Here is a 14,340-nt window from a genome sequence, read left to right on the forward strand (position 1 = left end):
ACTTTTCATTAACAATATGTAATTTTAACCCCATTTTATTAATTGGACAAGACTTATACGGAATTCATCCCTTTCATATACATTACATTTTATAAGTTATATTCTATTCAAAATTTGGGATTTCATAGCAAAAAAGCTGCTCTAGCGCAGTTACACAACTATGCTAGAGCAGCTTTCTTATCGTTAAAAGTAACGTTTCTTCCAAAATACAAATGCTAAAGCGCAAGATAATGTTGCACATATTATGAGTACAATTACAAAACCTTGAGCCTCACCTTCAAATGGAACCTTTACGTTCATTCCGAAGAAACTAGAGACCATTGTTGGTAATGATAAAATGATTGTAATAGACGTTAACAGTTTCATAACACTGTTCAAATTATTCGATATAACAGAGCTAAAAGTATTCATCATTCCACTTAGAATATGACTATATATTTCCGCCATTTCAATAGCCTGTTTATTTTCAATTAATACATCTTCTAATAAATCTTGATCGTCTTCATACATTTTTAAAAATGTACTGTTACGCATTAATTTTTGAATTACAATTTTATTTGCCTTCAATGATGTTGTAAAGTATACTAAACTTTTTTCAAGACCTAGCAATGTGAAAATCTCTTTATTTTTCATCGACTTATTTAATTGATGCTCTAAATCGATTGTTTTTCTGTTAATTTGCTTTAAATATCTTAAATAATAAGTAGAAATCGTATATAAGAGCTGAAGTGCAAAGCGTGTCTTTTTAAACGTATAAAATTCTTTGATACGTTGATTAATAAAACGTTCAAAAATTGGATTTTCCTCTAAACAAATTGTCACAAAACAATCTGGCATTACAATCATACCTATTGGAATCGTGTCATAAATCGAATTTCCTTCTTCATCATGTCTAACTGTTGGAATATCCACGATTATTAAAGTATTATTGTCTTCCTTTTCAATACGAGAGCGTTCTTCATCATCTAAAGGGTCTTTAATGAAATCTAAGTCTACATTTAAAGTTTGTACTAGATATTGAATTTCTTCTTCCGTTGGATGAAGTACATTAATCCAGCAACCCTTTTGCATTTCCTCAACCTCTTGTAGTTTTCCGTTTCGGTCTGTTAAATAAATATTTAACATACTATCACCCCGATTCTTTTTACATGTAGGAATCTACCTCTCTTACAGAACAGTTTTTGAACCACCATTCTCAGCATATGAAACATACGTTTAAATTTCAATAGAAAAATTATTTTGAAAACGTTTTTATAAGAAAAATATTAGGAACAAAGAAAAAGACAGAGTGCTCTCTGCCTTAAAAAGCTTATGTTGCCTTTATAACATATTTAGAAAGCATCCACAAGTTAAAGCCAACTGAAATCGTATAACCAGCGTATGTTGAAATAATAAAACTTACATAATCGAAATAAGGAAGCAATACAATATTTAAAACGATCTTCACAATAATGCCAATTACTAATCCTAGCACTGTTTTCTGTTGTTGATTAATTCCTTGTAACATCGCTGCTGTTACTGTAAAAAGCGAAAATAGTATACAAGCAGGAGCATAATACTGTAAAATCACTCTCCCCATCTCTGGATCATTTCCGGCACCAAATAAAAGAGTATATACTGGTTTTGCTAACAACATCATTCCAATTGCTGCGGGTACCGTAATACCTACTACTAACAGATTTGTCCTTGTAAAATGTTTGTACAGTAACTTCACATTTCCTGCTGTATAGGCTTTTGTCATCTCAGGTACAAGTGACATACTAAAAGCAGTCGCAACGGAAACTGGGATAAGTACAACCATCTGAACAAGTCCAATTATTGCATTAATCTTCTCCGCTTCTCCTTGCATATATCCTATTTGTATAAGCAATTTATTAATTGTAAATGTGTCAATTGTCTGATACAACGGAATTGCTAAACCAACTACAACAAATGGTATTGAATATGTGAAGAGCTCCTTATATAGTGAGAAAAAAGATTTCGTTGTTTGCGGTATACTCGCCATTTCTTTTTTCTTTAAGTGCTTTCTCCTCCTTATGTAATACGCACTTAAAACAGTTAGTCCACCTATTGCTCCCATAAAGGCACCAAACGTTGAAATACCAACAGCTAGTGAGATAGAAGCTTTTAAAATATATAAAACGACAAAGCTTCCTATCAAAATGGTTAATACCCGAAAAAATTGCTCTACAACTACACTTAGAGCAGAAGGACCCATCGATTGAAACCCTTGAAAAAAGCCCCTTAATAAACTCATTACTGGTACAAGTATTAACGCAAAACTTACAATTTGAATATTAGTAGTGACCGCCGCTACACTATTCCCCGTTTGATCATTTCCATCGATTACAAGTTTAGCCAAATGCGGAGCTAACATATATAACGTAAAACACGAAATAACTCCCATTATAAACATAAACACAATTCCACTTTTCAACACTCTCTTAACCGTATGATAATCATTTAATTGATCATATTTTGATACCATCTTTGAAACCGCAAGTGGTAGTCCCATTGTCGCAATGCTGAGCATAATTGTATATGGACGATATGCATACGTGTATAAAACATACCCACTCGTACCGACCATAGCTGTAAATGGTATAACATATATAAACCCTAACATTTTAGATATCATCGTTGCCATCGTTAAAAATATCGTTCCACGTATAAACGGTGACCCTTTCATCACATTCCTCCGCTACGCTTTATTATTATACATTATGGACAACTCTTTTTTTTTAGAACCGAACCGAAACAAATAAAAAAAGCCAATGAAAAATCATTGACTTTAACGCGCTGCTTTTTTCTTTTTGAAATATTTTAAACCGAAGTATAGAGCAACAAAGAGAATCGCTCCTATAATTATGTAATGTGTGTAATCCGATGCATACTCTTTAATATGTCGCCAATTTCCACCAAGCTTTTCACCTAAATATATAAATAGTATTGACCATGGAATAATCGCAACTACTGTATACAGTGTAAACAGTTTTAACGGCATTTTAGCTAATCCTGCTGGAATAGAAATTGCATGACGTACGACTGGGATAAAACGCGCCGAAAAGATTACTCCTGCTCCGTAACGCTTAAACCAATTTTCTGCTATATCTAAATGATGTTTATTAATAAGTAAATATTTCCCGTACTTCTCTACAACTGGACGTCCTCCATAGTATCCAAGCCAATATAAGAAGATTTGAGCTAATGTACCACCGATTGTTCCAGCAATAACTGCACCGACAAAGCTAATCTTACCATCTGCGACTAAAAATCCAGCATACGAAAGTACAATTTCACTCGGGATAATTTCAATCATTAAAGCTAGCGCTACTCCAAAGTAACCTAAACTTGCAAAAAATTGCAATAACTGATCTATTATGCTTGCTAACATTTTATTTTCTATCTCCTTTTTTCTTCACATACCATCCCATTATTACATAAAGGTTGCATTCTGCCAATATCTTCATTCCGACAATATCACCGACATACGCATTATTAATCTATTAATGTTTCTTTCTGAGGTTCTTTCATGTAGGCAAACATTTCTTTGATTTGCTCTTCTGTATTTCTAGCAATCGATAAATTAGGCAATTCATTCTCACAAAAAAACTCTACATCTTCTGTTTCAATACTAGTTTTCTTTTCACCACCAATAATTTTACAGCCAATAAAAATTTTATATACATGCGTTGCTGAAGGCGATGGTTGATGTTTTTCTTTATCAAATATAGCGAGTAGCTTAAAATCATCTACTTCAAACCCTGTCTCCTCTAAAACTTCTTTTGCTGCTACTTCTGTCGGCGTATAGCCGATATCAGCCCATCCACCTGGCAGTGCCCATTTCCCATCACTTTTTTCTTTCACAAATAATAACTTTTCATTTTGAAAAACGACTGCTCTTATATCGACTTTAGGTGTTTGATAGCCTGTCTCACTTGCAAATAACTTCTCTACAACTTCCCAATCTGTCTTTGTGTAATGTGACATCATCGAAATGGAAATATCCCGTAATTGTTGGAAGCGCTCTATATCATATACATCCTTAGAATACGTTAAACCCGCTTGAGCTATAGATTGTATTTGCTTTACCCAATCAATCCATTTTACCTTCATGTTTCCACATCCCTATTCTTTATTAAGTAAATATTACGTCAATTTTATTCATACATCTTTATTATACAAAAAAAGAGATTGATAATGTTCCAATCTCTTTCAAAATTAATCCAATTCATGTAAATGATCTTGTATATACTTTCTTCTTTTATTTATATATTCCTCAATCACACCAGGTTCTTGATCAAATATTTCTAATTTTTCTTTCATATATGGATCTTGTAGTAAATAAGGACGTATTGCTTCACATAAACTTTCTACTTTCGGCATCATAAATGAAACCGTAAATTGTTCTTCTAATATTTCTTCCAAAATACTTCGGTATTGTTTTCTAAATACAGGTATATCTAACAATCTTGCACTTAACGTGTTATAACCTTGAATACGAATATATTCATGATTAAGCGGTCTCCCTTGTACATCACGCCCCCAAGTCGCATCATAATCCCACGGTATCACTTCAAATAAATTTGTTTCATCGTTATGGTATAATGCATAGTTATGAACAAAACCATCAAAGTTTTGTGTAAAAATAACGCCTGCTAACCATCGTAAATACTTATCAACATTTAGAAACTTCCCAATTTCTTTTTCATACGCTTCCCTCGACAAAGCGTTCGCTTGAAATACAAATTCACTCAATTGTTCTTCACTATGTTCATTCGAATATTTAAATTCATAACCCGCAAAAAGCTCAGTCTTAACATCTTTATCTCTTTCACTCATTAAAGAGAAATTCGCATCATCATCTATCGCATAATAAATAGAACCACTAGGTAATCCTCTATTTTTCAAAAAGTTTTCATCAACTGATTCTAACTGTAAATATACTCCTTGAATTTGACCATTAATTTTTATAAATACATGTTGTGATTTTGGTGAAAGTACACCAATATCATGAAAAAAATCTAAAGATAATTTATTTCGTATGAGAGACGGGTCCATAAACTCAGAATTTAAATGAAACTCTTTCGCACCTTGAAATTTTTTTGGCTTATAAAACATAACATGATAAGACTTTTTCTCAAATTCACGAATATGAGCACCCCGATATACGATATCAATATCATACTTCTTTTTTCCATAAGTTAATTTTGCTGGCACTGGACTGTCTGACCAAATGTCTTTTTTCAATTCCACTACGTACATTGGATGAATAAAAAAATCATATGAAGGTAGCATATTTTCACATCCCTTCTCAGTTCTCTTCATTCAATGTATGCACTTCGCCTTGTCCATACATCCGCTATCAACCATTTATATAAAAATACACTCTTGTCCTGTTCAGAAATATACCTACATACATATCCTGTTAAGGAAAAAGAATACCTTTTCAATTAAATACATGATAAGGAGGATTTCTATGAAACGTGATATTAGAAAAGCTGTCGAGGAAATCAAAAGTGCTGGGATGGAGGATTTCTTACACCAAGATCCAAGTACATTCGAATGTGATGACGACTGTTCTTCAAAAATTGAGTGTAGCGATGATTGTAAATGCCCAAGAACAAGATGTACTCGCGTGAAACATTGTACGTTCGTCACAAAATGTACTCACGTTAAAAAGTGGACATTCGTTACGAAATGTACTCGTGTTCGCGTTCAAAAATGGACATTCGTTACGAAAGTAACACGTAGAAAAGAATGCGTTTTAGTTACAAAACGCACTCGCAGAAAGCATTGTACATTCGTTACAAAATGTGTACGCTTTGAAAAGAAATTTTACTGGACAAAACGATGTTACTGTAAAAAATGCGAATTCTTCCCGAATGGACACGGTGGCTCTTGTGATGATTCATGGGATCATGGTAAAGACTGTCACGATGATGGACACAAATGGAATGATTGCAAAGGCGGACATAAATTCCCATCTTGCAAAAACAAGAAATTCGATCACTTCTGGTATAAAAAACGTAATTGCTAGTTTTTATCCCTACAAAAAAGGCCGTTTTGCGGCCTTTTTTACGTTTATTGAAAATGACTTATATCTGCAAATTGCTTCACTTCACCTTTACCTTCTTCAAATTCTATTACACTTAGACTAGCACTATGCATAAATGGATCATCCCACACATTTTCTATTTCAATACCTGCAAAATGTCCTACAAGTAGTTTTGCCGCTGCCGCATGGGAGACAATTAATATACTTTCTCCTTTATGCTTTTCTAATAGAAGCTGCATCCCCTCAATTACCCTTTTATGAACAGCTTCAAAATTTTCACCCGATGTTGACTGAAAAAGATGTGGCTCATACCAAAACAATTGTATTTCGTCTGGGTATTGCCTTTCTATATCATTAATTGTCTGTCCTTCCCATATACCCATGTTAATTTCATAGAAATGCTCATCCGCGATTATCGGTATATCACGTTCGCCCTTTATTAACTCTGCAGTATGAAGGGTTCTTTTACTCGGACTACTATAGATCGCATGAATAGATAAATCTTTCATTCTATCTCCTAATTACTTAGCCTGTAACATACCGTTTTCAGTTAAAGCTGAATTTTTCCGTCCTTGCATTCGCTTCGCTACATTCCATTCCGTTTCACCATGCCTTGTTACATATACTGTTGTCTTCACTGCAATTCCCCCTTACCATGTTGGCCGCAATTCCCACGGTTCTACTTGTCCTACAATCCATTCATCACATTTACTTTCAATTCCTTTTATTACTCCATCCGATATTTCTTCATGAGTAAGCCATCTTCCGTATGTATCTTCTAATATAAAACCTAATATTATTCTATGATAGCTACATCGCGTACCGCCTATTTTTTGTGAAGCTATTCTTGATGCTTAACTACCTAAAATATGGAAAACGTTATAAACTTCAGACGACAAGTCCAATTCTCTACAAATAAGTGATAACGCATCTTTTGCACTTGCGTGTATCCACGCGACAACTAATGTTATTGCGCCATTCCTCTCAATTGTGCTTTTAATAGCTAACTTTATATCGTCATCATGATGATAATCTAACGGAAGGCATGTGATACTTTCAGGTGTAGTACTCTCCCGTTTAACATTTTCTAATTTCACTTCATCTCTTCCAATAATAGAAACATGAAACCCTTTCTCACCAAGCCACATAGAAACCCTCTTTAGCATTCCTGTTCCACCAATTACTAACGCATGCAAATTTCTTTGCCCCCTCAGTAAAACGTCATATGAGGTTTATCTTCCCTATAATAATTAAGCCTTTCTTGCAATGTCCCTGAATGAAATTCAAACTTATGTCCGTCTGGATCAACAAAATATATAGATTCACAATCTCTTACATCCCGTTCTCTTCCTTGTAAAATATGAACATCATTTTCTTCTAATCGCTGCAGTAGACGTTCAAAGTCTTTCTGTTCAACAGAAAACGCAATATGTGTATAAGATTGATGAATCTCGTTTCTTGGAATATGTATTTCTTCATTAAGCGCTATCCATACTCCACATATATTAAAATATGCAAGTTTTCTTCCTCTAACTAATAATTCTCCTTCCAATACTTTTTCGTAAAATGTAATAGAATCTTCTAAATTAGATACTGAAAAACAAAGATGATTGATTCCTTTTAACAACTTTAATTCCTCCTATATAAATAAAAGATGAGTGAAAATTCACTCATCTTTTATTATACTATTTTTTTGTAATATATGCCCATTTATAACTGAAGTCCCCACCAAACGTATGATTTGCAATACCTTTTACGTATGGTTTCTCTAAGTATGCGGTACTTTGTTGGTACGTAGGAGAAATGGCAGCATCTTGACCAATTAAGATTTTTTCCGCTTCTGCAAGTGCATTCCAGCGTGCTTTATCATCTTTTAATAGCTCTCCTTTTGATTTTGCTACTAACTCATCATACTTCGGATTAGAATACTCCATTTCATTAAATGAGCTTCCAGTAACGAACATATCAATATAAGTCATTGGATCTGGATAGTCTGGACTCCATGCAGATAAAGAGAATTCATATTCAAATTTCTTTTCTAACTCTAGCTTCTGCTTATATGGCTGTTGTTTCAAATTCACTTTAATACCAGGTAAGTTTTTCTCTAACTCTTCTTTAATAAAGTCTCCTACTTTTTTCCGACTACCGTTGTCATCATTTAGTAATTCTACTGTAATTGTATCTTGGCCAAGTTCTTTCTTCGCTTCTTCCCATAATTTTTTTGCTTTTGCTGCATTATCTTTACTGTCACGGAAATTTTTATTTACAGAACGGAAATCTTTCCCATCTGGTCCTGTCGTAAATTTTTCAGGTACTAGGAAGTATGCTGGCAATGATCCATCATTTAAAATAACATTTGCAATTCCTTTTTTATCATATGCCAGATCAATCGCTTCACGAACTTTTTGGTTTTTAAACGTTGCATTTTTCTGGTTAAAGCGTAAGAAATACATACGCGGATCTAACTTCGTTTTAAATTCATCTGGTTTATTCTTTTTATATTTATCAACAAATTCAGAACTTAAAATAACTCGGTCTGCTTGATCACTATCATATAAATTTACTCCCGTGCTCGTTTCCTTTACAATATTCACATTAATTTCTTCTAATTTCACAGTATCTTTATCCCAATAATTAGGATTTTTCTTTAACTGATAACTTCGTTCATGTTTCCATTCACTCATTACAAATGGGCCATTGTATAATAGTTTATCTGCTTCTAATGCATATTTATCCCCTTGTTCTTTCACATATTTTTCATTTAAAGGGAAAAATGTTGGGAATGAAGTAAGCTCAAGGAAATATGGTGCTGGTTGTTCTAATTCTACTACTAATGTTTTATCATCCTTCGCTTTCACCCCTAATTGATCTAACGGTAATTCTCCTTTATTGACTTTCTGTGCATTCTTTACATCAAATAAAATAAATGCATACTCAGCTGCCGTTGCTTTATCTAATGTACGTTGCCATGCATATACAAAATCTTGTGCTCGAACTGGATCGCCATTAGACCATTTCGCATCACGTAATTCAAATGTATATGTTTTTTTATCTTCACTAATTTTCACATCTTTTGCCATACCTGGAGTTGGTTTATTATCCTTATCTAAACGATATAATCCTTCCATTGCATTTACAAAGGCACGGAATGATACAGAGTCTGTTGATTTTGACGTATCCATTGAAGGAATTTCAGCTGTTTCTAGTAAGTTTAATACTTGCTTATCCGCTGCTCCCTTACCTGCTTCTTTCTTCGTTGTAGATGCCTTCTCCCCATTTCCGCAACCTGCAACTAATACACTAGTCGATAATGCAACTGCAGCAATCGTTGTTACCTTTCTCTTCATTCTTCCTTCCCCCAATCTATATGTATAAATGAAAGCCAGTATAATATATATTATTATACAAAAGATTCAGATTATTTCAAATATTATTTTCGTATACACAAAAAAGAAGTGGATAGATCGTTCTTCCATCCACTTCTTTCTCTATTGCTTTTACTTGCAATCCATCCTCTATATCAAATGGGTTTTGAACTTTAAATATTTCGTCCAATATCTTCAAAAACTCTTCTTCATTTTTAGATTCTCCATTAATCATAAGTGAGTACGGCTCAATCTCACCCAATTTATAATCAACAATAAATTGGATCGTAACCTTTTTCCTTGGCATATCCGGACTATCCCCTTGGAACTCTACCAATTCTAATCCTTCCGTGCCACGATAATATGCCCAACCCGGATTTCTAAAATAATTTTCAAACGATTCACCAATGGAAAAGAACGGATATTCATATAGCGAGCTTGTACGAACTTTTTGAATAATATCTCGATCAGTCGGGAAAAAGAAATGGCTGAAAAAAATACTAGCAACCGCTAAAATCGTAACGATTGTTGCTCCCATTTTACTCGTCCCACCCCTATCACGAATAAGGTACTTTTCAACCGATTCATCTTGAATTTCTCGTGCTTTTATTCGATATATACGCCTTTCTGCAAATTGATAATATAATCCATTCGCAAAAATCGCCATTCCAAATAAAATAAAAACGAGTAATAGGAACGTAAGAGGCACCATATTAATGATCGGCAATGCTACGTTGAAGCCCATATAATAAGAAAACGCATCACAAGCTAATAATAACAATATAAATAAAGCTGCAGGTAAATAATACTTACGATATCCGAGCCAACCTACATTAAAAATAGCTGCCCAGCCATTCCAGCTCCACCTAGCAATTCGCTTTTCCTCAAGCTTCCATTTCCTTTTGTAATACGGATATTGTCTCCCTACATATACTTCTAATTCCTTGTCTATTAGCGAGCTTCCTTCACTCTGTTCAGTATGTAAAGTCCGCTGGCAACTTTCACAATTCAACTGATTTCCCTCGCAAAGTTGCCCACAATTTATACATTTCAAAACAATCCCTCTTCCCATCCATACGTCATTTCAAAATACCTTCGTGTTTTAATAACCACTCTTTCCTCCATAAACCACCCGCATACCCAACAAGTTTCCCGCTCTTCCCTATTACACGATGGCACGGAACGATAATTGAAATTGGATTACGACTATTTGCTCCTCCTATTGCTCGTACAGCTTTCGTATTTCCGACTTTCTCTGCAATATCTAAATATGAAGCACTTACGCCATAAGGAATCGTATAGAGCGCATCCCATACATTTTTTTGAAATGATGTTCCCTCAGCAGACAGCGGAACTGTGAACTCTTTTCTCTTCCCCTTAAAATATTCATCTAACTCATTTATACATTGATCTATCATTTCATTTGTACGTTCTTCTTGTCTCTCATCAACAAATATAACAGACGTAATTCCTTTATCGTTCGCTGTAATTTCTAGCAAGCCTAATTCACTTTCATAATAAGCCTGATACATATGTCATCCTCCAATTCAATTCATATTTGTTATTGTAACACGAATAGACAAAATTTTTCGTATAAGCGTTTTATTAGTGAAAACAAAAAAGAGAATGATACAATATAAGAAAATTCAATCTAGGAGGCTATTGGATGAATTCCGAACTTTTTTCACCTTATACAATTAAGGACGTTACATTAAAAAACCGAATTGTTATGTCACCTATGTGCATGTATTCATCGGAAAACGAGGATGGCCAAGTAACGAATTTCCATCTCATTCATTATGGAACGAGAGCGGCTGGTCAAGTTGGTTTAGTTATGATTGAAGCAACAGCCGTATTACCTGAAGGGCGAATTTCTAATAAAGACTTAGGTATTTGGGATGACAGTCTAATTGAAGGCTTACATAAAACGACAACTTTTATACATGATAACGGTGCAAAAGCTGCCATTCAACTCGCTCACGCTGGAAGAAAAGCTGAATTAGAAACGGATGCTCTCGCTCCATCCGCAATTCCGTTTAATGAAACTATGAAAATACCAGTAGAAATGAGTATACAGCAAATAAAAAATACCATATTAGCGTTTCAACAAGCTGCAGTACGATCAAAACAAGCTGGATTTGACGTGATTGAAATACACGGTGCTCACGGTTATCTGATTAATGAATTTCTTTCTCCACTTTCCAATAAGCGGACTGATGAATATGGTGGTTCACCTGAAAAGCGCTATCGTTTCTTACGCGAAATCATTGACTCGATAAATGAAGTTTGGAACGGACCATTATTTGTTCGTATTTCAGCAAATGATTATCACCCTGACGGGTTAACGGTTCAAGATTACATTCAATATACGAAATGGATGAAAGAACAAGGAGTAGATTTAATCGATTGTAGCTCTGGGGCTGTTGTACCTGCACGCATCGATGTTTATCCTGGGTATCAAGTACAATACGCTAAACATATTAAAGAACATGCTAACATTGCAACTGGTGCCGTTGGATTGATTACGACCGGGGCACAAGCAGAGCAAATTTTAACTAATAACGAAGCAGATTTAATTTTTATCGGACGTGAGTTACTTCGCAATCCTTACTTCCCAAGAATAGCGGCCAATGAACTTGGCTTTGAGTTAGAAGAACCGTATCAATACGAGCGAGCACCTGGGAAAATCAGTACAAATAAATAAAACCGAGAAGCTTTTCTTCTCGGTTTTATTTATTCTATCGTTGTAATTTCATTCGAATTATAAATGTGGATACCTGATTCTTCTCGCAATGCAGTTATATACATCCCTTTCGCCACATCTTTAGCTGAAATTGGTTTATACTTTTTGAATGCTCCTTTAAATATAAAAGGAATAATACGAGATAATTTTTCCGCCATTCGTTCACCAAAGCGAAATTCTTGTCGATTTCCTACTAATAAAGATGGTCTAAAAATGTGAATACCACCGATTACTAACTTTTGTAATTCCTCTTCCATTCTTCCTTTCACTTGTGAATAAAAGAAAAACGATTTAGGATTTGCTCCCATTGAGGACACAACAAGGAAATTTTGCACCCCTTGTTTTTCAGCTAAACAAGCCGCTCGTAACGTATATTCATAATCTACCTTTTTGAAATTTGCCTTCGTTTTTGCCTTTTTGATTGTTGTTCCTAGACAACTAAATACGTCATCTACAGCAAAGAACTCTTTATATTCCTCTAATGCCAAATAATCCACTTGTTTTTGCTGTAACTTTTCATGTTGCCATTGGATTGGTTCTCTTACAAAAATAGTAACCGAATCGTAGTAATCTGATTCAAGTAATAGACGCGTTATCTCTTGTCCAACTAAACCACTTGCACCAAGTACTAACGCTGTTCGCTTATTCATATATGCATATACCTCTTATTTTACTTTTCTCTCCTTCAGTAACGTACAACTTTTAGGAGTTTCCTTCTCTCATTTTACCACAAGTAAAGCACTATGCGTACGCATAGTGCTTTACTCACTCTTTTTTCTCATCTTTCTCTCGTAATTTTGTGACTGTTGATGCATCTCCTAAATTACTTATTAATCTGCTTAAAAAAATTAAGACTACGGCTAACGGTAATACTACCGCTAATATCAATAAAATAGCTTCCATTAAGTAACCCAAGCACTCATCCCCCTCTACACCCTCCTTTCATATATATGAACACAGCGTTGTCACATATGCATGTATCCGCAAAAATAACACATCTATATTTGACAACTTTATAACAAAATCAAATCGGAATGATTATTATTTATTGCAACTTTATAAAAGATGTATTATACTAAGTTCGCAAACTAAAACGTAATTATTCCGTTTTGTATTAAAATGATATTTTTCTTCTATAATTGGGGAAAATATATCCGTAAAAAAAGAAAAGAGGAGAACTTCATGCCTAAAAGATTGACTATATTTTCATTCTTACTTATTTTCACTTTAATTTTTACTGGCTGCTCAAATACAAAAGAAGGTAATGCCAAGAAAGACGGAAAGCTAACTGTTTATACAACTATTTTTCCTCTTGCAGATTTCGCAAAAAAAATTGGTGGCGACTATGTAACTGTTGAAGCGATTTACCCACCTGGTGCAGATTCTCATACATTTGAGCCAAGTCAGAAACAAACAGTACAAGTTGCAAAAGCCGATTTATTCGTTTATAACGGAGCTGAATTAGAGCCATTTGCTGAAAAAATGGAAAAATCATTACAAAAAGAAAATGTTAAAATTGTAAATGCATCAAAAGGTATTGAACTGCGTACTTCTACTGAAGAAGAGCATCATGATCACGGAGACGGCCATAAAGAAGAGGAACATCATCACGATAAAGATCCACACATTTGGTTAGACCCTACTCTAGCAATGAAACAAGCAGAAAAAATTAAAAATGCACTTGTAGCATTACAACCTGACCATAAACAAGAATTCGAAAAAAACTTTGCAGCACTTCAAACAAAATTTACTGATTTAGATGATCAATTTAAAGCAGTTGTTGCGAATGCAAAAACGAAAGATATTTTAGTTTCTCATGCAGCTTATGGATACTGGGAACAACGCTATGGCCTAAAACAAATTGCTATCGCTGGTATTTCAGCTTCTGATGAACCTTCTCAAAAACAGCTTGCTGATATTACAAAAACAGTAAAAGAACATAATCTAAAATATATTTTATTTGAAACATTCTCTACTCCAAAAGTAGCATCCGTTATTCAAAAAGAAACGGGTACAAAAGTTTTACGCTTAAATCATCTTGCTACTATTTCTGAAAATGATGCGAAGAGCAATAAAGATTACTTCACTTTAATGGAAGAAAACGTAAACACATTGAAAGAAGCTACTAACTAACCAACTTTTGATAAGAAGAGGCTGTCTCAAAAGGTCTTTAA

The 14,340-nt window shown here is 34.2% G+C and carries 14 protein-coding genes and 2 pseudogenes; 3 read left to right on the forward strand and 13 right to left on the reverse strand.

Translation table 11 applies throughout. The features are described from left to right. Nucleotides 1-183 precede the first annotated feature (183 nt). From ACVWY7_RS07525 to cotH, 5 genes are all read right to left on the reverse strand, one after another. Entirely contained in the window at nt 184-1,125 is a 942-nt protein-coding gene (locus ACVWY7_RS07525) for a magnesium transporter CorA family protein (protein ID WP_000932394.1), read from the reverse strand. Nucleotides 1,126-1,309: 184 nt separating this feature from the next. Further along, nucleotides 1,310-2,689 carry a putative polysaccharide biosynthesis protein gene (locus tag ACVWY7_RS07530; RefSeq protein ID WP_431174588.1) on the reverse strand — a complete coding sequence of 460 codons (1,380 nt, stop codon included), beginning with the start codon at nt 2,687-2,689 and terminating at the stop codon, nt 1,310-1,312. Between the two features lie 102 nt (nt 2,690-2,791). Further along, complete coding sequence (locus tag ACVWY7_RS07535; RefSeq protein ID WP_000881206.1) at nt 2,792-3,394, reverse strand: DedA family protein; 603 nt, start codon at nt 3,392-3,394, stop codon at nt 2,792-2,794. Nucleotides 3,395-3,498: 104 nt separating this feature from the next. Beyond that, nucleotides 3,499-4,116, reverse strand: coding sequence for an NUDIX hydrolase N-terminal domain-containing protein (locus ACVWY7_RS07540; RefSeq protein ID WP_000865617.1), 618 nt, complete (start codon nt 4,114-4,116; stop codon nt 3,499-3,501). A 105-nt stretch (nt 4,117-4,221) separates the two neighbouring features. Further along, a complete protein-coding gene (cotH, locus tag ACVWY7_RS07545; protein ID WP_000937989.1) occupies nt 4,222-5,298 on the reverse strand; it encodes a spore coat protein CotH in 1,077 nt (358 codons plus the stop codon). A gap of 181 nt (nt 5,299-5,479) precedes the next feature. On the opposite strand from cotH, the gene exsB reads away from it, so the two are divergent. Beyond that, the gene (exsB, locus tag ACVWY7_RS07550) at nt 5,480-6,040 is read left to right on the forward strand and encodes an exosporium protein ExsB (protein WP_042511427.1); all 561 of its coding nucleotides are present in this window, start codon (nt 5,480-5,482) and stop codon (nt 6,038-6,040) included. A gap of 44 nt (nt 6,041-6,084) precedes the next feature. Here exsB and ACVWY7_RS07555 read toward each other — a convergent pair. The 6 genes and pseudogenes from ACVWY7_RS07555 to ACVWY7_RS07580 all read right to left on the reverse strand — a co-directional run bounded on the left by ACVWY7_RS07555 (nt 6,085) and on the right by ACVWY7_RS07580 (nt 10,955). Continuing rightward, nucleotides 6,085-6,696: pseudogene (locus ACVWY7_RS07555) on the reverse strand (phosphoserine phosphatase 1). A gap of 12 nt (nt 6,697-6,708) precedes the next feature. After that, nucleotides 6,709-7,254 (reverse strand): annotated as a pseudogene (locus ACVWY7_RS07560) (short-chain dehydrogenase). A 14-nt stretch (nt 7,255-7,268) separates the two neighbouring features. After that, nucleotides 7,269-7,685 carry a FosBx1 family fosfomycin resistance bacillithiol transferase gene (gene fosB / locus ACVWY7_RS07565; RefSeq protein WP_000911694.1) on the reverse strand — a complete coding sequence of 139 codons (417 nt, stop codon included), beginning with the start codon at nt 7,683-7,685 and terminating at the stop codon, nt 7,269-7,271. A gap of 58 nt (nt 7,686-7,743) precedes the next feature. Continuing rightward, nucleotides 7,744-9,405, reverse strand: coding sequence for a peptide ABC transporter substrate-binding protein (locus ACVWY7_RS07570; RefSeq protein WP_000824545.1), 1,662 nt, complete (start codon nt 9,403-9,405; stop codon nt 7,744-7,746). A gap of 76 nt (nt 9,406-9,481) precedes the next feature. Then, a complete protein-coding gene (locus ACVWY7_RS07575) occupies nt 9,482-10,495 on the reverse strand; it encodes a DUF2628 domain-containing protein (protein ID WP_002080162.1) in 1,014 nt (337 codons plus the stop codon). 7 nt (nt 10,496-10,502) lie between these two features. Beyond that, nucleotides 10,503-10,955 carry a methylated-DNA--[protein]-cysteine S-methyltransferase gene (locus tag ACVWY7_RS07580; RefSeq protein ID WP_000283897.1) on the reverse strand — a complete coding sequence of 151 codons (453 nt, stop codon included), beginning with the start codon at nt 10,953-10,955 and terminating at the stop codon, nt 10,503-10,505. Nucleotides 10,956-11,089: 134 nt separating this feature from the next. On the opposite strand from ACVWY7_RS07580, the gene namA reads away from it, so the two are divergent. Continuing rightward, on the forward strand, nt 11,090-12,127 hold the full coding sequence (namA, locus tag ACVWY7_RS07585; RefSeq protein WP_001083631.1) for an NADPH dehydrogenase NamA: 1,038 nt from the start codon (nt 11,090-11,092) through the stop codon (nt 12,125-12,127). 29 nt (nt 12,128-12,156) lie between these two features. On the opposite strand, the gene ACVWY7_RS07590 is transcribed toward namA, so the two are convergent. Continuing rightward, nucleotides 12,157-12,816 (reverse strand): oxidoreductase, encoded by a 660-nt coding sequence (locus ACVWY7_RS07590; RefSeq protein ID WP_001042743.1) that lies wholly within the window; start codon nt 12,814-12,816, stop codon nt 12,157-12,159. A gap of 115 nt (nt 12,817-12,931) precedes the next feature. Further along, complete coding sequence (locus ACVWY7_RS07595) at nt 12,932-13,081, reverse strand: hypothetical protein (RefSeq protein WP_000540929.1); 150 nt, start codon at nt 13,079-13,081, stop codon at nt 12,932-12,934. A 267-nt stretch (nt 13,082-13,348) separates the two neighbouring features. Here ACVWY7_RS07595 and ACVWY7_RS07600 point away from each other — a divergent pair, with 267 nt between their 5' ends. Next, nucleotides 13,349-14,299 carry a metal ABC transporter substrate-binding protein gene (locus ACVWY7_RS07600; protein WP_456523730.1) on the forward strand — a complete coding sequence of 317 codons (951 nt, stop codon included), beginning with the start codon at nt 13,349-13,351 and terminating at the stop codon, nt 14,297-14,299. Nucleotides 14,300-14,340: the final 41 nt, after the last annotated feature.

The sequence above is a fragment of the Bacillus sp. TE9106W genome (assembly GCF_054062215.1).